Source organism: Ensifer aridi (genome assembly GCF_002078505.1).
Classification (GTDB): Bacteria; Pseudomonadota; Alphaproteobacteria; order Rhizobiales; family Rhizobiaceae; genus Sinorhizobium; species Sinorhizobium aridi.
In genome coordinates, this window is record NZ_LUAV01000041.1 from 25,758 (window position 1) to 46,950 (window position 21,193).

General features: G+C 62.1%; 18 protein-coding genes. 12 read left to right on the plus strand and 6 right to left on the minus strand.

Annotated elements, in window-relative coordinates:
* Positions 1–8 precede the first annotated feature (8 nt).
* The 3 genes from AYK65_RS30860 (at position 9) to AYK65_RS30870 (ending at position 3,303) form a co-directional block, all read left to right on the plus strand.
* Complete coding sequence (locus tag AYK65_RS30860) at positions 9–1,289, plus strand: TRAP transporter large permease subunit (protein WP_081163170.1); 1,281 nt, start codon at positions 9–11, stop codon at positions 1,287–1,289.
* A gap of 59 nt (positions 1,290–1,348) precedes the next feature.
* Positions 1,349–2,365 carry a TRAP transporter substrate-binding protein gene (locus AYK65_RS30865; protein ID WP_046117292.1) on the plus strand — a complete coding sequence of 339 codons (1,017 nt, stop codon included), beginning with the start codon at positions 1,349–1,351 and terminating at the stop codon, positions 2,363–2,365.
* A 77-nt stretch (positions 2,366–2,442) separates the two neighbouring features.
* Positions 2,443–3,303: a shikimate dehydrogenase gene (locus AYK65_RS30870; RefSeq protein WP_046117761.1), complete on the plus strand. Its 861-nt coding sequence runs from the start codon at positions 2,443–2,445 to the stop codon at positions 3,301–3,303.
* 141 nt (positions 3,304–3,444) lie between these two features.
* Here the strand turns inward: AYK65_RS30870 and AYK65_RS30875 are convergent, their stop codons facing one another.
* Positions 3,445–5,166 carry a tetratricopeptide repeat protein gene (locus AYK65_RS30875; RefSeq protein WP_046117293.1) on the minus strand — a complete coding sequence of 574 codons (1,722 nt, stop codon included), beginning with the start codon at positions 5,164–5,166 and terminating at the stop codon, positions 3,445–3,447.
* Between the two features lie 39 nt (positions 5,167–5,205).
* Positions 5,206–5,448: a DUF1127 domain-containing protein gene (locus tag AYK65_RS30880; RefSeq protein ID WP_026616956.1), complete on the minus strand. Its 243-nt coding sequence runs from the start codon at positions 5,446–5,448 to the stop codon at positions 5,206–5,208.
* Positions 5,449–5,961: 513 nt separating this feature from the next.
* Between AYK65_RS30880 and AYK65_RS30885 the strand changes: the two genes are divergently transcribed.
* The 5 genes from AYK65_RS30885 (at position 5,962) to AYK65_RS30905 (ending at position 11,739) form a co-directional block, all read left to right on the plus strand.
* Positions 5,962–6,312, plus strand: coding sequence for a DUF2200 domain-containing protein (locus tag AYK65_RS30885; protein ID WP_026616955.1), 351 nt, complete (start codon positions 5,962–5,964; stop codon positions 6,310–6,312).
* A gap of 625 nt (positions 6,313–6,937) precedes the next feature.
* Complete coding sequence (locus AYK65_RS30890; RefSeq protein ID WP_244560160.1) at positions 6,938–7,657, plus strand: helix-turn-helix transcriptional regulator; 720 nt, start codon at positions 6,938–6,940, stop codon at positions 7,655–7,657.
* Between the two features lie 136 nt (positions 7,658–7,793).
* Positions 7,794–8,450 carry a 2Fe-2S iron-sulfur cluster-binding protein gene (locus tag AYK65_RS30895; protein ID WP_081163172.1) on the plus strand — a complete coding sequence of 219 codons (657 nt, stop codon included), beginning with the start codon at positions 7,794–7,796 and terminating at the stop codon, positions 8,448–8,450.
* Positions 8,451–8,454: 4 nt separating this feature from the next.
* Entirely contained in the window at positions 8,455–9,441 is a 987-nt protein-coding gene (locus tag AYK65_RS30900) for an FAD binding domain-containing protein (RefSeq protein WP_026616952.1), read from the plus strand.
* A gap of 9 nt (positions 9,442–9,450) precedes the next feature.
* Positions 9,451–11,739 (plus strand): xanthine dehydrogenase family protein molybdopterin-binding subunit, encoded by a 2,289-nt coding sequence (locus AYK65_RS30905; RefSeq protein WP_081163175.1) that lies wholly within the window; start codon positions 9,451–9,453, stop codon positions 11,737–11,739.
* Between the two features lie 86 nt (positions 11,740–11,825).
* Here AYK65_RS30905 and AYK65_RS30910 read toward each other — a convergent pair whose 3' ends face one another.
* Positions 11,826–12,422, minus strand: a complete 597-nt coding sequence (locus tag AYK65_RS30910) for a TetR/AcrR family transcriptional regulator (protein WP_081163177.1) — start codon at positions 12,420–12,422, stop codon at positions 11,826–11,828.
* A gap of 264 nt (positions 12,423–12,686) precedes the next feature.
* Here AYK65_RS30910 and AYK65_RS30915 point away from each other — a divergent pair, with 264 nt between their 5' ends.
* From AYK65_RS30915 to AYK65_RS30925, 3 genes are read left to right on the plus strand one after another with little or no spacing between them, the layout of a single operon-like run.
* The gene (locus AYK65_RS30915) at positions 12,687–12,926 is read left to right on the plus strand and encodes a hypothetical protein (protein ID WP_046117298.1); all 240 of its coding nucleotides are present in this window, start codon (positions 12,687–12,689) and stop codon (positions 12,924–12,926) included.
* The gene (locus tag AYK65_RS30920) at positions 12,923–16,066 is read left to right on the plus strand and encodes an efflux RND transporter permease subunit (RefSeq protein ID WP_046117299.1); all 3,144 of its coding nucleotides are present in this window, start codon (positions 12,923–12,925) and stop codon (positions 16,064–16,066) included. The genes AYK65_RS30915 and AYK65_RS30920 overlap by 4 nt, the downstream gene beginning before the upstream one ends.
* Before the next feature lie 15 nt (positions 16,067–16,081).
* Entirely contained in the window at positions 16,082–17,245 is a 1,164-nt protein-coding gene (locus AYK65_RS30925) for an efflux RND transporter periplasmic adaptor subunit (protein ID WP_026616947.1), read from the plus strand.
* A gap of 714 nt (positions 17,246–17,959) precedes the next feature.
* On the opposite strand, the gene AYK65_RS30930 is transcribed toward AYK65_RS30925, so the two are convergent.
* The 3 genes from AYK65_RS30930 to AYK65_RS30945 form a co-directional block, all read right to left on the minus strand.
* Positions 17,960–18,289, minus strand: coding sequence for a type II toxin-antitoxin system RelE/ParE family toxin (locus tag AYK65_RS30930; RefSeq protein ID WP_026616946.1), 330 nt, complete (start codon positions 18,287–18,289; stop codon positions 17,960–17,962).
* Complete coding sequence (locus AYK65_RS30935) at positions 18,286–18,561, minus strand: type II toxin-antitoxin system ParD family antitoxin (protein WP_026616945.1); 276 nt, start codon at positions 18,559–18,561, stop codon at positions 18,286–18,288. Before AYK65_RS30935 ends, AYK65_RS30930 begins: the two co-directional genes overlap by 4 nt.
* A gap of 662 nt (positions 18,562–19,223) precedes the next feature.
* Positions 19,224–20,198, minus strand: coding sequence for an alpha/beta fold hydrolase (locus AYK65_RS30945; RefSeq protein WP_081163173.1), 975 nt, complete (start codon positions 20,196–20,198; stop codon positions 19,224–19,226).
* A 78-nt stretch (positions 20,199–20,276) separates the two neighbouring features.
* On the opposite strand from AYK65_RS30945, the gene AYK65_RS30950 reads away from it, so the two are divergent.
* A complete protein-coding gene (locus tag AYK65_RS30950) occupies positions 20,277–20,894 on the plus strand; it encodes a TetR family transcriptional regulator (RefSeq protein WP_046117764.1) in 618 nt (205 codons plus the stop codon).
* The last annotated feature ends 299 nt before the right edge of the window (positions 20,895–21,193 follow it).

The following is a 21,193-nucleotide window of genomic DNA, read 5'->3' on the forward strand; positions in this document are numbered from 1 at the left end:
AGGCGACGATGACGGTCACCATCTTCTTGGGCGCCCTTCTCGGACCCATGGCTCTCGGCGTGCCGATCGCTTTCGCCCTCATCCTGAGCGGCGTCGCGCTGATGCTCTATCTCGGCCTCTTCGATGCGCAGATCGTGGCGCAGAATGTTCTGAACGGCGCCGACAGCTTTCCGCTGATGGCCGTTCCCTTCTTCCTGCTCGCCGGCGAGGTGATGAACACCGGCGGCCTTTCCCGCCGCATCGTCGCACTCGCCATGGCGATGGTCGGCCATATCCGCGGCGGCCTCGGATTCGTCGCGATCTTCGCGGCCTGCATTCTTTCGAGCCTCTCCGGCTCTGCCGTCGCCGACGCCGCCGCACTCGGCGCACTTCTCTTGCCGATGATGTTGAAGAGCGGCCACGATCCGGCGCGCGCCGGCGGGCTCATCGCCTCCGCATCGATCATCGGTCCGATCATTCCACCGTCGATCGGCTTCATCCTCTATGGCGTGGTCGGCGGCGTCTCGATCACCAAGCTGTTCCTCGCCGGCATCTTTCCCGGCCTGATGATCGCCGCGGCGCTGTCGATCACCTGGCTCATCGTCGCCCGCAAGGAGCAGTTCGAACTGCCGGCGCGGCAGAGCGGCGCGGTGCGGCTCAAGGCCCTCCTCGACAGCCTCTGGGCGCTCCTGCTGCCGGTGATCATCATCGTCGGGTTGAAGTTCGGCGTCTTCACGCCGACCGAGGCCGGCGTGGTCGCGGCCGTCTACTCGCTCTTCGTCTCGATGGTGATCTATCGCGAACTGCCGCCGTCGCAGCTTTTCCACGTCTTCGTCTCGGCCGCGAAGATCACCGCCATCGTGATGTTCCTCGTCGCCTGTGCGGCGGTCTCGGCCTGGCTGATCACCGTCGCCGACGTGCCCGGCGCGCTCGCCGCGCTCGTCGACCCGTTGATGGAGAACCAGACGGCTCTGCTCATCGCGATCATGGTGCTGATCGTCATCGTTGGCACCGCCATGGACATGACGCCGACCATCCTGATCATGACGCCGGTGCTGATGCCCGTCATCAAAGAGGCGGGCATAGACCCGGTCTATTTCGGCGTGCTCTTCATCATCAACAACTCGATCGGCCTCATCACGCCGCCCGTCGGCACGGTTTTGAACGTCATTTGCGGCGTCTCGAAACTCTCGATGGAGGAGCTGATGAAGGGCGTGATGCCCTTCCTTATCGCCGAGCTGATCGTGCTTTTCCTGCTCGTCCTGTTCCCTGAGCTGGTGACCGTTCCGGTCTCCTGGTTCGGACGATGACGGCAAATTCTGACTGCAACACGGCCGGCCCGACACCGGCCCAACCTGGGAGGAAAACAATGTCGAACAGATTGACGAAACTGGCGCTCGGCCTCGCCCTGCCCTTGGCGCTGCTGGTAGCGGGGCCGACATTTGCGGAGGTCCGCGATCAGACGATCAAATTCGCCTCGGCCAACAACAAAGGCCACCCGCAGGTGACCGGCATGGAGAAATTCGCCGAGCTCGTGAAGGAGAAGAGCGGCGGCAAGATCGAGGTGAAGCTCTTCCCGGGCGGTACGCTCGGAGGCGACGTCCAGACCGTTTCGGCGCTGCAGGGCGGCGTCATCGAGATGACGGTTCTGAACGCCGGCATTCTCGCCAGCAACGTCAAGGAATTCGGCGCCGTCGACCTTCCCTTCCTCTTCAACAGCGGCGAGGAGGCCGACAAGGTGATGGACGGCCCCTTCGGCACGAGCTTGATGGAGCGCCTGCCCGACACCGGGCTCGTCGGACTTGCCTATTGGGAGCTCGGCTTCCGCAATTTGACCAACAACCGCCATCCGGTGACGAAGCTCGACGACATCAAGGGCTTGAAGATCCGCACGATCCAGTCGCCGATCCCGGTCGAGCTCTTCAACTCGCTCGGGGCCAATGCGGTGCCCCTCCCCTATACCGAGCTCTACACCGCGCTCGAGACGGGAACGGTCGACGGGCAGGAGAATCCGGCCGCCAATATTTTGAACGCGAAGTTCTACGAGGTGCAGAAATACATGACGCTGACCCGTCACCAGTACAACCCGCAGATCGTGCTGATCTCGAAAAAATTCTGGGACGGACTCAATGACGAGGAAAAGGCGGTCCTGCAGCAGGCAGCGGTCGAAGCCCGCGACTTCCAGCGCAAAGTCTCGCGCGAACAGGATGCCGCAGCGCTCGAGGAAATCCGCAAGACCGGCATGGAAGTAAGCGAGCTCAGCCCCGAAGAGACGCAGAAGCTGCGCGAAGCCGTCAAACCGATGATCGAGAAGTTCAGCGGCGATATCGGCGAGGAGACGGTGCAGGCGCTCTTCAAGGAAATCAGCGCCGTGCGCGGCCAATAACGATCGGCTGCATCTGGCCCGCCTCAGGAAGGCGGGCCAGATGGCCTGAATGAGCGAGCCGGATGGAAGAAGAAACCATGACTGAAACGCTTGTCCGATCCTTGAAAGCCGGCCTGATCGGCGCCGGCATACAGGCTTCGCTGACCCCGGCGATGCATATGGCCGAGGGCGCCGCTCAGGGGCTCACCTACAGCTACGAGCTGATCGATCTCAACCTGCTCGGCGCGAGCGAAAAGGACCTGCCGCGCCTCATTGCCGATGCCGAGCGGCGCGGGCTGGCCGGCCTCAACATCACGCATCCATGCAAGCAAGCAGTCATTCCCTTTCTCGACGAACTTGCGCCCGACGCGCGGCGGCTCGGCGCCGTCAATACCGTCGTGCTCAAGGGCGGGCGGAGATACGGCCACAATACGGATTGTTGGGGATTTGCCGAAGGCTTCCGACGCGGCCTGCCGGACGCCGACCTTTCCTCCGCCGTGCAGCTCGGCGCCGGCGGCGCCGGCGTGGCGACCGCCTACGCAGCACTTTCGCTTGGCTTGCGGCGGCTCGCCGTTTTCGACCGCGAGCCGGAACGGGCGCAGTCGCTCGCAAGCATGCTGTCGCCGCTTTTCCTTGAGGCTGACATCGTGGCCGGCACCGATCTCGCGGCGGAAATGCAGAGAGCGGCAGGCCTCATCCACGCGACGCCCACTGGCATGGCTAAATACCCCGGATTGCCGCTCGGCGCCGAGGTTCTCTTGCCGCGTCACTGGGTGGCTGAGATCGTCTATTTCCCGCTCGAAACGGCGCTCCTCAAGGAAGCCAGGCGGCGCGGCTGCCGCACGCTCGATGGTGGCGGCATGGCCGTGTTCCAGGCGGTCGGCGCCTTTCGGCTGTTCACCGGGCTCGAGCCCGATGCGATGCGGATGCTCAACCATTTCAGGGCGCTCACCGGCTGACGATCTCCGATCGCCGCCAAGAACCGAAGGCAGGACAATGAAAACCTCGATTGCGACAGTCTCCTTGAGCGGCGATCTCGAAACCGGCTAGAACTTGGACCGATCGCACCAATTCGAGCCGGCAATTGCTGCGCCTCCGCCCTAAAGTCGTTCGAGCCGCAGCACCGAGGTGTTGCCGACCCAAGCATCGCGCCATTGATGTGTTGTTTTTTCCACCAAAACTTCGTCGCCGCGTGCACGGTAGACCTCGCCCAGGCCGAACAGTGCCCAGCCATTGTTCGGAGCAAGATCGAGGCTCTCAAGAAAGGCCTTCTCCGCGCCATCAATGTCGCCAACGCGGAGCAGCGCCGCCCCAAGTGATTGCCCAACCGGGTAATACCAGTGGCGCGGTTCCATATATGACAGTTGATCTTCAACTTTCTTGGCATCTGCGAAGGCGCGAGCTGCAGCCGGCCAATCTTCGCGGGCCTGGGCAATACGAGCCGTGAGGACGTGCCTGGCGATAGCCAGTACGTCAGCAGCAGGCATTCCGCCTGCCTCGAGCGCGCTTAAGTCGGAAGATCGTGCGATCTCTTCGATCGCAGCCCTTTCGACCCGAGCAGCGTCGACATCACCGCGGGCAGCCTGGGCCACACCGCGCATATAGTGCCAGGCCGCATCTACAAACGGGAAGGCGCCGGTGGGACGCGCGACCCCCAGTATCGTTTCAGGATCGCTGAACTGGGCATGCGCAAACAGGGGGGCAGCCTTGATCGGCTGAACGAAGGCAGGCGCGGCGCGCGCGAGCTCGTCCGAAACTACCCCAGAGAGCTTCTGCGCCGCTTCGATTGCAGTGGGTCCGTCGCCGGCCATTTGCGCCGAAACCAGCAGGAAGTGGATGTTGTGCGGATAGTAACCCCCTGCATAGAGCCCCTCAGGCGCCACGGCTTCAAAGAACGACTCGTCGGTTGCGACCGCCCGGCGGTTGACCGCAAGCGAATCCGCATAGCGTCCGACGCGGTAGTAGATGTGAGAGGGCATGTGAACGAGATGACCGGCATCGATCTCCATCTTCGCCAGGCGATCGGCGTGCGGCTCCGCCCGCTCGGGCGTGGTTGAAGCCTCGACAGCATGGATGTAGAGATGGATCGCACCAACATGCGCCGGGTTGCGCGCCAGCACCCGCTCAAGCGTCGAGATGATCTCCGCAGTGTTTCCCTTCGGTTTTGCGCCGGCGTCGGTCCAGTAGTCCCAGGGGCTGAGATCCATCAACGCCTCTGCGTAAAGAACGGCAATATCATCGTCATCCGGAAAATTACCGGCGACTTCGGCCATGGCATCTGCATAGGCTTGGTCAAGAACTGCACGTTCGGTGTCTGGGGCATAGCGACGGACCAGGGCGGCGATCAACGCTTGCTCACGCGGAGATGCATTGGGCGCAAGCGTCATGGCTTTCGCCACCGCCGCCAATGCCGCAGCATTCGCATCGGGATCCATCGGTGCGTTGATGTTCGGACCGAGCACGAGCGCCTCGCCCCAGAAACAGATCGCGCAAGACGGATCAAGCTTCTGTGCTTGCTTGAAGCTGCGTACAGCCTCGGCATGGTTGAACCCGAAACTCAGCATCATCCCCTGATCGATATAGGCCTGCGCTTCTTCGCTCGCCGTCGAAGCGGCGGAGCGAGAACCGGTTAGGCTTGGCCAAAGAGGAACTTGCTCACCGCCGGCAAATCGCGCCGGAACTTGGTTGCCACCGAACTGTTTCAGTTCAGTGTTCTTCGCCACGTGGTACTTCGCATCGTGACCAAGTGCCGGAGCAGCGGCGATCAGGATCGCTGCCGACAGGGCACTGGAGAGAAGGTGCGTTTTCATGGTCATCCTCATCTGTTTCTCGATCGGAGGAAACAATGGCATCCGACCGCATCACGCGCCCTTGCGCCGGTTGCGGCCTCTTTCGAAGGAAAGGTGGTCGATTTCGAAACGCGTGACGCCGATGTCCTTGAGGATATGATCCGGCATCTCATGGAGGGCGCAGCCGCGTGCACGGCTGATCCGCCTCCGTTGGCGGATTCTCTCGGCAAGCTGTGCCGCGTAGATCAAGAATGCTGCGCTTCGCGCCGCCGGCAGAAAGGCTGATGGATCAACATTGAACGAGGTCTTAGACATGGTGCTTCCCTTCCCGGTCTAAGTGTCCAGCTGTCGGTACTACACACGCCAGGTTCGTTGGCGACGAATTCAAACGGTTGTTGTCATCGTGTGGTGGCGAAGGTTCGTTGAGCCCGCACGCGCCAACGGTCTCTTGCTGAATACACGGGATGTGCCACTGCGGCAGTTCCGGAGGTAACACGTGGCCCCCTATGCGAACGCGAACGTCTTCCGCATTGGCGCTCGCGTAGAGACGACTCCTCTCGACACGTTGCGTGCTCTCAGGGAAGCCAAAGATCGAACCCTATGTGTCATCGGCATCCGGCGCGATGAACGGCGCGGTTTCGCCCTTCGCGGACTTAACGCTTCTTCCGCGCTCGGGCCCTGAGCACATTCGCGACGCCGCGTTACAGACGCCGGCTTTGCACCAATCTTCCGCGCCCGCGCAGCGGAGGATTGCTCATTTGGTACTTGGTGAGGTCTTGAAGTCAGCCGTCTTGGGCCGGAAAATATCTGGAACGTTCAGGAGGACGCATGACGAAGCATCGCATCTATTCAGTCAGCGTGGCGAGCGTCTATCCCCACTATGTCGCCAAGGCGGAGAAGAAGGGGCGCACGAAGGCAGAGGTCGATGAAATCATCTGTTGGCTGACGGGGTATAGCCAACAGACCCTGGACGATCAGTTGGCGAAGAACACGACGTTCGAGAATTTCTTTGCGCAAGCGCCTCAGATGAATCCCTCCCGATCGTTGATTACAGGAGTGATCTGCGGCGTCCGTGTGGAAGAAATCCAAGAAACTACTATGCGGGAAATCCGCTACCTGGACAAACTGATCGACGAACTCGCAAAAGGGAAAGCGATGGAGAAGATCCTGCGAAAATAATCAGTCGGGTTTGCTCGAGCTCGCGCGAGGCTTGGTGCACGAGCTTGAGCGTATCGCCGAATGTCCGCTCATGCGGCGCGAACCAGACGTGAGCCAAGCGGCGGCCGAACTTGGGCTTGCCAAATCGAGACGATCGACCGCGGCTTTTGGGAGTGGACGAGGTATCCGTCGCCTTGATAGGAAATCGAACCGCAGGTCCGCAGCCTCACGCCCACGCCAATGCGGAAGGGACTGTGACGCTGCACAAATCGGCCGCCAGCCCGTGACGGACGCGCCCTCTAACCAATCACCTCAACAAGTGGTCACCAATCATTGAACATCATTGAACAACTATGGTCTATCAAGGCCGGACTGTTGTTCCTATGACTCTCCCATGTATCGGTGAGGGAGTCTCACCGATACACCATTCTTCGTGGCGCAGCCCGCCGGGGCTCCCCGGGTGAACTGATGGGGTCTTGCGATGTCATTCAAACCGCTGCTTGGCGATGGACGTATCCGGACCCGTGAAGAAGTATCAGCACCGCTGCAAACTGCGTCCTGGCTTGACTCTTCAGTCATATTCGACAGTCGGCGCTGGGCATGCCAAGAGGCAGAACTCGTTTGGACGGCACCTCATCATCTGATCGTGCTGACAGATGGGGGAAGTACGTCCCGGACATCGATCCGGACCGAGGGCAAGACCCTTTATGACGGGCAGGACCGGCCCGGAGTCCTCACTTTCGTTCCCGCCGGCGCAGAACGCGTTGGCTGTTACCGCGACGTCGACCTCTCCTATTCTGCCTTGTGGATTGATCCCGCGCTCGTGCTTCCGGGATTGGAGCGGCTGCGCGACACGCCGGTTCTGGTGAACAGGAGCGACGCGGTCATCGGCACGCTTCTGCGATCGCTTTGTACCGAGATGTCGCTCGACCACGTGCCGGACACCGTCTATGTCGAGCATCTGGTTGCCCTCGTCGCGTTGCGCATGGCCGGCCTGGAAGGCAACCTGCTTCCGGTCGCGAGCCGGGGCCGCCTTGGCCGCCGGACGTTCGAGCGTGTCCGCGATTATATCGACGCCCATATCTCCTCCGATATCTCGCTGAGCGAGGTGGCGGACATTGCCGGCATGCCGCTCGACACCTTCGCACGGCGGTTCAAGGAGACGACCGGACGCCCGCCCTACGCCTATATCCTGGAGGAGCGTGTAAGGCGGGCGGAACTGCTTCTCAGAGATACCAGCATTGCCATAGGCGCTATTGCATTCCGCCTCGGCTTCTCCAGCCAGAGCCATTTCACCACGACGTTCCGTCGCCTCAAGGGCATCACCCCGCGCACCTACCGGCTGCACTTTTCTCCGGAATCCTGACAGCGCCTCCGCTTTTTTGAAAGAAAGCGTCCCCCCGCGCACCCAAATTCCGCACGTCGAAGACAGAAAATTCGGCGGCTCGCGGCAGGATGGAAAACCCCTCCCGGCCCGTGCCGTTGCGACCGGGAGATCATTCATGGCTGAAACGGACTACAGGATCACGCGCCGAGCGGTTCTGGAAGGCGGAGCAGCGACCTGCCTCTTCCTGGCATCCGGCTTACCCGTCGGTGCTGAGAATGCTGGCGCTGCGATGACGGCCGGGCCTGCTACTGCACCGATACCGCGAATACCGATGACCTTCAGGATCAACGCAGTCGAACATGCACTGGAGCTTGACCCGCGCACGACTCTGCTTGATGCCTTGCGAAACCACCTCGGCCTCACCGGTTCGAAAAAAGGCTGCGACCACGGTCAGTGCGGCGCCTGCACAGTTCTCGTGAACGGCCGACGGATCAATTCCTGCCTCTCGCTCGCAGCCCAGCATGAAGGCGACGAGATCACGACGGTCGAAGGGCTTGCCGACCGTGACCGACTGCACCCTGTTCAGGCCGCCTTTGTCGCCCATGATGGCTTCCAGTGCGGCTATTGCACGCCTGGGCAGATCTGTTCGGCGGTGGGAATGCTCGAGGAAGTCAGGGCCGGCTGGCCGAGCCATGCAAGTACCGACCTGGCATTCGGCCCGGCGGCGCTCAGCGACGCGGAAATCCGCGAACGCATGAGCGGCAACATCTGCCGCTGTGCCGCCTATCCCAACATCGTCGCCGCGATCCGCGACGCAGCCGAAGAGGTGTGAGCCCATGCAACCCTTTACCTACGTGCGCGCCAATAGCGTAAACGAGGCGGCCGCCGCGGTGGCGGCCCGGCCGCAAGCGAAGTTCATTAGCGGCGGCACTAATCTTCTCGACCTGATGAAGCTGGAGGTCGAGCGGCCGACACACCTCGTCGATATCAGCCGGTTGCCGCTCGACCGGATCGAGGAGACGCCGGAGGGCGGCCTTCGAATCGGCGCACAGGTCCGCAACAGCGATCTCGCCGCCGAGCCGCGGGTGCGATCGCGCTATCCGATGCTCAGCCAAGCGCTTCTCGCCGGCGCGTCCGGTCAGATCCGCAACAAGGCTTCGACCGCCGGCAATCTCCTCCAGCGCACGCGCTGCTCCTATTTCTATGACCGCAACATGCCTTGCAACAAGCGCGCGCCCGGATCGGGCTGCGCGGCCCTCGGGGGCTTCAACCGGATGCACGCCGTGCTCGGCGCCAGCGACGCCTGCATCGCCGTGCATCCCTCGGATATGGCCGTGGCCATGGCCGCACTCGACGCCGCGGTCGAGACCACCCTGCCCGACGGCACGCAACGTACCATTCCCGTCGGCGATCTCTCCCGGTTGCCGGGCTCGACGCCGCATGTCGAGACGGCTCTCGGCCACGGCGAGATGATCACCGCCGTGATCCTACCGCCCCCGCCTCCTGGCCGGCAGCTCTACCGCAAGGTGCGAGATCGCGCTTCCTACGCCTTTGCGCTCGTCTCGGTCGCGACCATTGTCGAAAAGAGCGGCGACCGCATACAGAGTGCCCGCATCGCGTTGGGCGGCGTCGCACCGAAGCCCTGGCGCCCGATGGAGGCGGAGTACGTGCTTGCGGGGGCGGCCGCCGCCGACGCAGCCTTTACCGAGGCCGCCGAGAGCGCGCTTGCCGGAGCTGTCGGCCGCGGCAGCAATGATTTCAAGATCCCGCTGGCAAAGCGCACGATACGGCAGACGCTCGCCGCGGCTGTCGAAGGTGTATGAGGTGCGATGATGACAGAGACTACAATCCCCGAGAACCGTTCCTCCGAGACCGAGACTGGCCTTGTCGGTCAGCCGATCGCGCGCGTCGACGGGTCCCTGAAAGTCACCGGCCACGCGACCTACGCCTATGAGCACGCCGTGAATGGGGCCGCGTACGGCTACATCCTCGGCGCGGCCATCGCCAAGGGTCGTATCGTCGAGATCGACAGTTCGGAGGCCGAGAAGATGCCGGGCGTGCTGCACATCATGACCCATCGGAACGCACCGGCTCAGCCAGAATTCGGTCCGGCCGTTACCCCCACAGTGCCGGAGGTCTTCACCCGAGCCCGACCCATGCTCAACAGCGACCGCGTTCGCTTCTACGATGAGCCGATTGCGCTCGTCGTCGCCGAAACCTTCGAGACAGCGCGCGCTGCCGCGGGGCTCATCAGGGTGCGCTACGAAGAGGAGCGCGGCGCCTTCGACCTGTCGGCGCGTATCGCCGACGCCTACACGCCCCGGCGCACCAATGCCGGCTTTGAGACGGACAGCGAGATCGGCGACTTCGGAGGCGCTTTCGCGGCCGCTCCGGTCAAGGTCGACGCGACCTACCGGACGCCTTACGAGCATCACAACCCGATGGAGCCGCATGCGACGCTTGCCGTCTGGTCGGGCGACGAGGTGACGATCTACACGTCCGCACAGACGCTTGCCAACTTTCAGGCCGGCCTCGCCAGCACGCTCGGCATTCCGCGAGAGCGTGTTCGCATCGTCAGCCCGTTTATCGGCGGTGGTTTCGGCTCCAAGTTGATCGTCCATGCCGACGGCGTGCTCGCCGCGCTCGCCGCAAGGGTCCTGCGCCGCCCGGTCAAGGTCGCGCTGACGCGGCAGCAGATGTTTGCCAATGCCGGTTATCGGGCGGAGATGGTCCAGCAGGTGCGCCTCGGCGCGGATCGCGACGGGCGACTGACGTCGATCGGTCATGATGTCTGGTCGGCGACCTCCGGCTTCGAGGAGTTCTGTGAGCAGACCGCGGTCTTCACCCGCTCGCTTTATGCCGCGCCGAACCGGTTGACCCGCCACCGCCTCGTCCCCGTCGACCTCAATCGCGGCGAATGGATGCGCTCGCCCGGCGAGGCGCCGGGCATGCTCGCCTTCGAATGTGCAATGGATGAACTCGCCGAACGGCTCGGCCTCGATCCGATAGAGTTGAGGATCCGCAACGAGCCGACTGAGGACCCGGAGCGCGGCGTTCCATTCTCGAGCCGCAATCTGGTCGCCTGCATGCGGGAAGGCGCGCGCCGCTTCGGCTGGGAACGCCGCAAGCCGACGCCGGGCAGCATCCGCGAAGGCCGCAAGCTTATCGGTTACGGCATGGCGGCCGCCATTCGGCCGAATTATATCGGCGCGGGGACGGCCAGAGTGGCGATCGATGCGACCGGCCGCGTCACGGCTCGTCTCGACATGACCGATATCGGAACCGGCACCTACACCATCCTCACCCAGATCGCGGCGGAAAGCTTCGGGGTTCCGACCGCCGCGGTCAAGGTCGAACTCGGCGACAGCCGCTTCCCGCGCACGGCCGGCTCCGGGGGTTCCTGGGGAGCGGCGAGCGCGGGTTCGGCACTGCATCACGCCTGCAACGCGCTTAAGGAGAGAATCATGGAAGCGGCCCGATCCAGCGACCGCTCTCCGCTTCGGGGTGCGAACGACGTCGCACCGATCTTCGTCGGCGGAGAGATCCGGGTCGGCGACCGTTCTGTAGGTTTGGCCGATTTCATCGGCAGAATTGCTCCCGACGGCATGGAGGCCATCGGTACGGTCGCCGCCGCGCGCGACACGGAAAGCTACAGAGCCTACTCCCAGCACTCCTATGGAGCGCACTTCGCGGAAGTCGCGGTCGACAGCGACACGGGCGAGATCCGCACGCGCCGCATGCTGTCGGTGATCGGTGCGGGTCGCATCCTCAACCCTAAGACCGCCCGCTCGCAGATCCTCGGCGGCATGACCTGGGGCATTGGGGCTGCACTGATGGAGGAAACCGTGCTCGATCCCCGCTACGGCCATTTCGTCAATCACGACCTCGCCGAGTATCATGTCCCCGTCAACGGTGACGTTGCAGACATGGAGGTCGTCTTCCTCGAGGAATACGACGACAAAGCTAATCCGCTCGGCGCCAAGGGGCTTGGCGAACTCGGCGTCTGCGGCGCCGGGGCGGCGATCGCCAACGCCGTCTACAACGCGACCGGTGTGCGCGTGCGCGAATTTCCGATCACCCTGGACAAAGTACTCCCGGGCTTGCCGGTGACTGCCATCTAAAGCGCGTCGCATTCAATTCGAGCGCCGGCGATGGGCGACATCACCCAATGCAATAGGAAGAGACATCTCGACCGCTGCTTCACCGCCTATTCCGCGACGGCGCTGCTCTCGGCAAAGGACAGGATCGCCGCGTCGGCGATTTCGGCAAATCGAGCGCTTGGACCTTCGTGGCCGCTGCTTTGCTGGTGGAGCCGCGCACCTTCGATCAAAAGCAGCAGCGTGTCGCAAAGCAACTCGGCGTTTGCGACACGTGCCTTGCGGCAAAGCTCCAATACATGATCGCGCTGTGCATCCTTGAACTTCTTGATAACGGACCGGGCAGGATGATCCTCGTCAGTGAGTTGGACGGCGGCGCTCATCAGTTCGCAATTGCAGTCGTTGGCACCGAGATGATCGGCGATCCGGCGGACCCAATCCCTGAGCTGCGCCAAACCGTCGCCGGGGTGCGCTTCCTCGAGTTCCCGCCAGTAAGCATCCATCTCCATTCCCGCCCGCCGGAGGCACTCGACGATGAGGTCGTCCTTAGAGCTGAAATGGCGATAAAGCGTCATCTTGTTGCTGTCGGCAGCGTCGACGATGGCATCGACGCCAACGCCCCGGACACCATGCTTGCGGAACAATCCGCGGGCAGCATCGACAATGCGATCACGCGGGGAGCGACGTGATGGGCTGTCAGTTGTCATCAGGTTCGGCCGGCCGAATTCGTATCGAAGGCGGTTGCCCCTTGACGCTTTGTAACCGTTCTGTAACATGCGCCAATGTTACCGATCTGTAACATCTCGGCGGCGGGAGATCAAGGAGCGGCCGATCTTCTCTAACGCTTCCGGGCGCGACGGTAACCGCAAGAAATATTTCTAGCACAAATGTCACAATGTCGGTTGGCACGATCGTCAAACGTCTAATTAACGACGGTGCAAATCGCGATTTGCTGGTGCTGGAGCCTTACGATGGGCAAGCTGAACAGGCTGACGGCGGGAAAGCTTCTTGACCGGATGGTCCGCGTGTCGGTGACCGCGGACAAAGTCGGTTTCGGTGCGTTGGGGCCGCCCGCCTCTTCTATCTCTGCTGCGTTTACCCCGGTCGATGACAGGCCGGACCGCAGGGTATTGAACGCTGTCCGTCAGACATTATCGACCGGCGAGGATCGCGGGAGTTCCGGTGTCGTACAAGGATCGATCCGGCCATGATCGAGTTCTTCATTCTCCGGCCGATTTTCGCCTCCGCGATCGCCATCGTCATGACGCTTGCGGGCGTCATTTGCTATTTCCTGCTTCCGGTCTCGCAATTTCCGGACATTACACCGCCGCAGATTGTCGTCGCCGCGAACTATCCGGGTGCCAGCGCTCAGGTGGTCGCCGATACGGTAACCACGCCGCTCGAACAGCAGATCAATGGCGTGCCGGGCATGCTCTACATGTCTTCCACGAGCTCCAATGACGGCTCCTCGAGAATTATCATCTCCTTCGATGTCGGCTACCCAATCGATGTCGCGGCGCTTGATGTGCAGAACCGCGTTTCGCAAGCGGCGTCCTCGCTTCCGGCCCTCGTCAATCAGAGCGGCGTGACGATCGCTAAGCAAATACCGAACTTCACCGTACTGGTGAGCTTGGATTCTCCCGACGATTCCGTCGATTTCGCTTCCGTCAGCAACTATGCCTATCTGCAGATCCTCGATCCTCTCAAGCGCCTGCCGGGCGTCGGTGATGTCCAGCTCTTTGGCGAAAGGCGTTATTCCATGCGCGTCTGGCTCGATCCAGACCGCATGGCCAATCTGGGCATCACCGCCGTCGACGTGCAGAACGTCATCGCCGAGCAGAACGTCCAGGTTGCCGGCGGAAAGATCGGGCAATCTCCGGCGCCGGCGGGCACGCCCTTCGAGATGCAGATCAATGCGGTCGGACGCTTGAGCGACCCTCGGCAATTTGCCGATATAGTGCTGCGCGCGGACCCGGAGACTGGTGCGGCGATCAGACTGCGCGACGTGGCGCGCGTCGAACTGGGCGCGCTGCTCTATTCATCTTCCGTCAGCTTCAACGGCAAGCAGAGCGTCGTTTTGGCGGTGTTCCAGGCACCCGGTTCGAATGCGCTCGATCTCCAGAGCCGGGTCAAGGCCAAGATGGACGAGCTGTCGCAGCGCTTCCCGAAAGGCATCGCCTACCATATGTTCTACGACACCACGCGCTTCGTGTCCGCGGCGATGCAGGATGTCGTGATCACGCTGGTCGAGGCGCTGGCTCTCGTCATTGCCGTTGTCTTCATCTTCCTGCAGAACGTGCGCACGACGATTATCCCGACGATCGCCATTCCGGTGTCATTGATCGCGACGCTTGTCGTCATGTACCTGCTCGGCTTCTCGCTGAACATGCTGAGCCTGCTCGGAATGGTGCTTGCCATCGGCCTGGTCGTCGACGATGCCATCGTCGTCGTCGAGAACGTCGAACGGCAGCTCGAGTCCGGCCTGGCGCCCCTCGCGGCGACGCGCAAAGCGATGCAGGAGGTGACCGGACCGATCATCGCGACGACCGCCGTGCTTCTGGCCGTTTTCGTGCCGGTCGCCTTCATTCCGGGTGTCGCCGGCAGCCTTTACAATCAGTTCGCGCTGACGGTCGCGATATCGGTTGCGTTCTCGGCATTCAATTCGCTGACGCTCAGTCCGGCGCTCAGCGCCGCTTTCCTGCGTCATCGCGGCCCGCCGAAATTCGTCCTCTTCCGCTGGTTCAATACCGGTTTTCACTGGCTCGCGCACAGTTACGCGCGGAGCATTGCCGGGCTCGTTCGGTGGCGTTGGGCTCTCTTCGGGCTCTTCTTGGCCGCCATCGGTTCCACCTACGCCTTGTGGCAGCGCATCCCCTCGACATTCCTGCCCGTCGAAGACCAGGGATATTTTTTCGTGGTCATCCAGCTCCCCGACGGCGCATCGGTAGAACGGACCGAAGCGGTCGCGAGGCAGTCGGAGGAAATACTCCGCGGCACGGCCGGCGTGGACTTCGTCGGCTCGGTCGTCGGCTTCAATTTCCTGAGTTTCGCGAGTCAGTCGAACTCCGCCGTTCAGTTCGCGGTCCTGAAGCCGTGGGACGAGCGGCCCCCTGAGCAGGGGGCGTCGGCGCTGCGCGAAGCGGTGCAGCCGCTCCTGTTACAGATTCCCGACGCCCTCGTGCTCGCCTTCGATCCGCCATCGATACAAGGGCTCGGGGCGACGGGCGGTTTCGAATTCCAGCTCGAGGACCTGGGCGGTCACGGCAGCGTGGCGCTGAACGACGCGACACAAGCTCTGATAGCCGAGGCGCGAAAGCAGCCGGAGATAAACCCGCACCAACTCTTCACCACGTTCAGTACGTCGAGCCCCCAATTCAACTATGATCTCGACCGTGACAAGGCAAAGCTCCTGGGCCTCAACCTGCCGGACATATTCAACACCCTGCAGATCTATTTCGGTTCGCTCTATGTCAACGACTTCAACCTGTTCGGCCGCACTTTCCGCGTCACGTTGCAGGCCGATCAAGGCGCTCGCGCCAATCCCAATGACATTTCCCGGCTCTACGTGCGCAATTCGGCAGGCGACATGGTGCCGCTCGACACACTTGGCTCGCTGAAACCAACCGTCGGTCCCGAAACCATCACCCACTACAACAACTATCCCTCGGCGCTCGTAAACGGCGCGGCGGCGCCGGGCTACAGTTCGAGCCAGGCGGTAGCGGCGATGGAGCGCGCCGCCGCGGCCAGTCTGCCGCGTGAGTTCAGCTTCGAATGGACGGGCATCACCTATCAGGAAATCAGGGCGGGATCGATCGCCGCACTCGTCTTCGCGCTGGCAATCGTCTTCTGCTTCCTAATCCTTGCGGCGCAGTATGAAAGCTGGTCAATGCCGTTCATGGTGCTGCTTTCGGTGCCGCTCGCTCTCCTGGGCGCGCTGCTCGCGTTATGGCTGCGCGCCATGCAGATCGACGTCTATTCGCAGATCGGCTTCGTAATGCTGGTTGGGCTTGCAGCAAAAAACGCTATTCTGATCGTTGAGTTCGCCAAGCGGCGGCGACAGGAAGGCTTGGACATCATCGCCGCTGCCGCCGAGGCAGCCCGCCTGCGGCTACGCCCGATCTTAATGACGGCATTCGCCTTCATTCTCGGCGTTGTCCCGCTGATGTACGCGAAGGGCGCCGGCGCCGCCAGCCGACAGTCGATCGGCACGACGGTGTTTGGTGGCATGCTCATGGCAACCATCCTGACGCTTGTTTTCGTCCCGGTCTTCTATGCTGTCATAGAGCAGTGGCGCGAGGGGCTTGCGGTGAGCGGGGCTGAGGAACGGCAAAAGCCCGAGGCGGCGGAATAGGGACTGGAGCTTGAAATGCGCGGTTTGAAACTTGGTTTTGCCGCAGCGGTCGCGATCGTCGCTCTAGCTGCGGCCTATTCATACACCGGCGGCAAGATCGAGCTCGACGGCGGCGACGCCGGGGCTGCGGTTGCTACAGCACCGCCTGCCATGCCCGTCCCTGTCGCCGCGGTGGTCAGGAAGACGATCCCCATCTACCTCGAATATTCCGCGCGGACGGAGTCGATCCGCAACGTGACGCTCCGGGCCAAGGTCTCCGGCTATCTGCAGTCGCAGGAAGTACCGGATGGCGCCGACGTCAAGCAGGGAGACCTCCTCTACCGGATCGACGCGCGTGATTACGAGGCCGAGCTCGATCAGGCGAAAGCCCAGGTGCAGCGCGACGAGGCGTCGCTTGCCTATCTTCGCTCCAATCTTACGCGTGGCAACGAACTTGCCACGACCGGCTACTTGGCGAAGGATACTTTCGACCAGCGCGAAAGCGCCGTGCGCCAGGCGGAGGCGGCTCTCGCGATGTCGCGGGCGGCGGTGCGCACCGCCGAGATCAACCTCGACTACACGGAAATCCGTGCGCCCTTTGCAGGGCGGCTCGGGCGAAACCTGGCTCCGGAGGGAACGCTGGTAAGCGACACTGCCGGCACGCCAATCAACAACCTCGTGCAACTTTCGCCGCTTTATGTCGAGTTCAATCCGAGCGAAGCTGAGCTCGCGGACATCCAGAAGGCGCGGGCGGCTGGCCCGGTTCAGGCCGAAGTGTTCCTGCCGGGCGATACCGAGCCGCGCTACCGTGGCGATCTCAGCTTCATTAATAATGCGGTCGAGCGCAGTACCGGCACGGTCGTGGCGCGCGCGACGATCGACAACGCCGATCTCACATTGCTGCCCGGTCAATACGTCCGCGTCCGCCTGCACGTCAGGGACGAACCGAACGTGCTGATGGTGCCAGAGACGGCCCTCGGATCGAGCCAACTCGGAAAATATGTCTATGTCGTCGGCAAGGGCAACGTCGTCGAGCACCGGCTGGTCTCCCTCGGCCCGAGCACTGAGGGCCTCGTCGGGCTGTCATCCGGTGTTTCGGAAGGCGATCAGGTGATTGCCGGGAACCTACAGAAGATCTTTCCCGGCGCGCCTGTCAAACCGATGCCGGCGAGCCAGGCGGAAAGAGTCGAAGAAGATTAATGAAGATGGCGCTGGTTCGGAGGTAACGGAGGACCAAGTGGTGCAGGGGCAACTGCATTCCACCACCGCCGGGACCAAACTGATTTCCGGGAGAGAATCGCGCCGAACCTCCGCACCCGCAAGTGAATTCTCCGCATTTTTCGTGGAGAATAATGACCGTGTTTACCGCAAGGGGACATCGCACGAACACCAGCCCCCACGTCCGCGGGCCAACAACCATGTAGGGGTTCCCGCGGATACATTGGCTCGATAAATACGATCGCAATTGCAGGCAACTCATGTTCGGCACTGATTGGTCGATGATGGCCCTAGAAAAGAACTACAACAACTACGTCCCAAGGATGATGGAACAGCTCAGCGCCGCAAAAACCAGCCCCCAGCACCAGGAGAATATTCTCTGGAGAAATGCCGCTCGCTATCCTCGATAGGGCCGGCAAGACGCGCGACCGACTTGCCGCCTATTGCCGTAGTCGCGGGCTTGATTTCCTCCCGGCTGCGCGAGGTCGTTGGAGTTTGAGCGAGCAACCGCTGTTCAGTACAACGTTCGATTCCTGAAGCGCACGTACATTGAGGCGTTTGCCCAAAAACGACGCCAGCACGGGTACACCGAATCCCTTACGCTGCGGATGCGGGTGCCCGCTTCGGACGCCAAAAAAGACGATAATTCCTTTCGCCTTGAGTGGATACGAACCGCCGGCGGGAATGTCCGAGCGGTCAGTGATTGTTCGGCTCCTGCATCCATTGCGGAATGTCTCGCTTGGCATGTAGCACGCGCCACACATCGACATGATCTGCCTGGTCGCGATAGAAAATGAGATAGGGATATCGCTTCAGAGAGACACTCCGTAGGTCAGGCAATCCCAATTCGTATGCATACCGCAACGATCCGGCTTCCGGATGGCTTGCGATCAAAGCGTACGTCGCTTGAAGTGCGTCGATAAATCCGAGGGCGACCTCAGTTCCTGCTTCGCGTGCATAATAGTCAATGGCCGCCTCGACGTCGCTGCGCGCCAACTGCCGCGGGATAATAGTCTTATTATTCACTTGCTGTGCTGACCACGAACTCGATCGCGCAGACTGGTGAAATATTCCGCGTCGACCGCCTCAGTTGGTGCGGACGAGGCTCCGTCAAGCAACAGCCGGCGTAACGCGAGGCGATCCTGATCTCGACGTATCAACTCCCGAATATATTCACTACTTGTCCCATAACCCCGTCCGGCGACTTGCTCATCGACGAAGCTCTTAAGATGGTCCGGCAGGGAAATGTTCATCGTGCCCATGAAAGTGACCATACCGGCTTTGGCAAAAATTGGCAAGACCGCTCGCTTCCCTTCAACCACGAGACCGACGTCGCAATGCCGAATCCGCGGGCATGGCAGTGACGCAGGTTCCAGTCGATACATTATGCGCGTCTTCGCAGCACACAGCGGGAACGTCTCCTGTGCGCTGCCGCGGAGGTTTTCACTGCCGGGCTACTCTCTCGAGCCATTACCGTTGGCGTTCGTCGCGATGCATGGCTAAAAAGTCTCCATGGCGAATGTGTCCAAGGGAGCGGGACCTATACTCGGTCGGTCGCCAGTCGGCAGGTGACGCTGGCACTCGACAATGTCACCGCCGTACTTGCTGAAGCACGTTCTCGGTCTGCTCCCTCCGGCGCGAGCACCGCGGTCGTGTTCAGCGAACGCGAAGTGCTCGTAGTCGAGAGTTCGCATGAGCGCGATCAGCGCTTCGCCCACGCGCCGCTTGGTCCAACGCGGTACCATCGCGTCGCGTCGGCTGGCGCCATAGCCTGATGTGCATCTCGGGAAAGCCGTGGAGCAGAATGAGTGGTCGGCTGGCGCCGCCGATCACGCCGCCGGCATTGATGTCCAAGGTGCGGAAGCCTAGAAAGAAAGATGGGGCCGGGCGAGATCCTGCACGGTAGGCTTCTGACGGACTTGCAGAATCGTGCTGTCGCTCCACGTTGACAGCGCTCCGCTCAGCCATGGTTGGCTGCCATCACGAAGGCCGCAAGTTCTTGTCCGAAGCGCACCGGCTCCTCGTAAAAAGGGCTATGGCCACTGTTGGAGAAGAGCGACAACCGGCTGTTCGCGTGAATCGACTTGATTCGTTCCGACATCACAATACGGACAAGTCGATCGTGGAGGCCATGCGTCAGCAAAATTGGGCCGGAATAGGCCTTGAAGACGGGCTCGAGATCGGATGCCTCTGTCCCGACAAAGCCCTCGTTGACAGCCCGTGCCGTCATGCCATTGACGACTAGCATTCGCCGCATCTCCACGTCTGTCGGCGGCTGATGGAAGCAGGCGTCGAGGAAATCGGCCGTAGCCGCGGTGCGCTCAGCCAGATCGTGAGAGGTAGTGGTGCGGGTGAAGGCTCCGGCCTCTGCAGTGAGAAGATCGGGCGACAGCTTGGTCACCGCATCGACCAGGTTGATGCCGGCAATTGCCGAGCCGCCATGTTTGCGTAGATAGGCACCCGCTACGAAACCGCCGAGAGACCACCCCACCAGCACCGGCCGGCGAAGCTTGGCGCCGGCGATGACGGCGGCGACGTCGTCCGCCCATCGATCGGCCTCGGAATAGGCCTCGAGGGCGCTCGGTTTGTCGGAATCACCATGGCCCCGCAGGTCGAAGCTGATCAGGCGGAAGTCCCTTAACGCGGAATCTGCGAACTGCTTCTCCCAACTCAAGCGGCTCTGACGAAGGCCATGAATGAACAGGACCTCAGGCCGTTGGCTGTCGCCCTGCATCTCCCCGGCCAGCATCACGCCATCCGCCGAGCGGACGACGAAGGGCTCGCGCGCTGCCGCGTGGGCCCCACCCGCGATTGAGCCGGCGACCGCTCTGTCGGCAGGCACGGCTTCCGCCGGAGGCGCCGCATAGGCGGCTTCGACGGTCAGGGCGGCGAGGCCGGCGGCGCCGGCGAGGAAGGTACGTCTAGAGTGTTCCATGCGTGCGGCTCCATGTTGTTTAGCGATCGTTATTCAACTCGCTTGACTTCGCCTGTCAAGGGTTGTTTAGTGATCGTTATGGAGCGTGACACAAAATCGCGGGGCGGGCGGCCCTGGAGCTTTGATCGAGAAAGGGCCGTCGAGGCTGCCATGCGGCTGTTCTGGAGGCACGGCTATGAAGGGGTGTCGATCGGTGATCTGACGAGGGAGATCGGGATCGCGCCTCCGAGCCTCTATGCTGCCTTTGGCAGCAAAGCCGAGCTCTATCGGGAAGCTGTTAGCCGCTATGAGGAGACGCTCGGACGCCTCGATGTGGCGTCCATCAAATCGGCAGCGTCTTTGGCGGAGGCCGTGCGGATATTACTCAGTGGAGCCGTAAGAGCCGTAACCAATCCTCACCTCGAACGAGGCTGCTTAATCTCAAACGGCATGATCGCATGTCACCCGGACCACGCCTCGCTCGCCCGTGACGCGGCCGTGCGGCGTGACGCCATGCGGGACCGAATTGCGGAAGTGCTGCGGCCCTTTGCTGGTGCGGATGAGGTTGGACGTTTGGCGCGCCATCTGGCTGCCGTCATGCAGGGCATTTCGATCCAGGCGCGGGACGGCAGCAAACCAATAGAGCTGCAAGAGATCGTCGACGATGTGGTGGCGGGTGTCGCGGCACGGTTTCGGAAGAATGGGAGAGGACATTGAGCGCTCGGAGCGCGAAACGGCGGGATTGCCGGATTGCAAGAGAATCGCACCCCGCGGGATACATCGGGGCGCATTCCTAAAACTGACACCAGCAGTCGGATCGCGCGAAGCATCTGACACGCATCCGCATCTAGAGGAAATACCTCCTGTATGTGGCTGTGGCCGATCGTTGCTGCCTCCGAAGGTCCAGTCGATACATTATACGATCTTTTGAGCACAGAACGAGAACGTCCCTCGCCCCGCGCCTCTAAGCTCTTGGAGGTAGGGCTGCTCTCGGCCCAGGCTGTGTGAAAACGCCG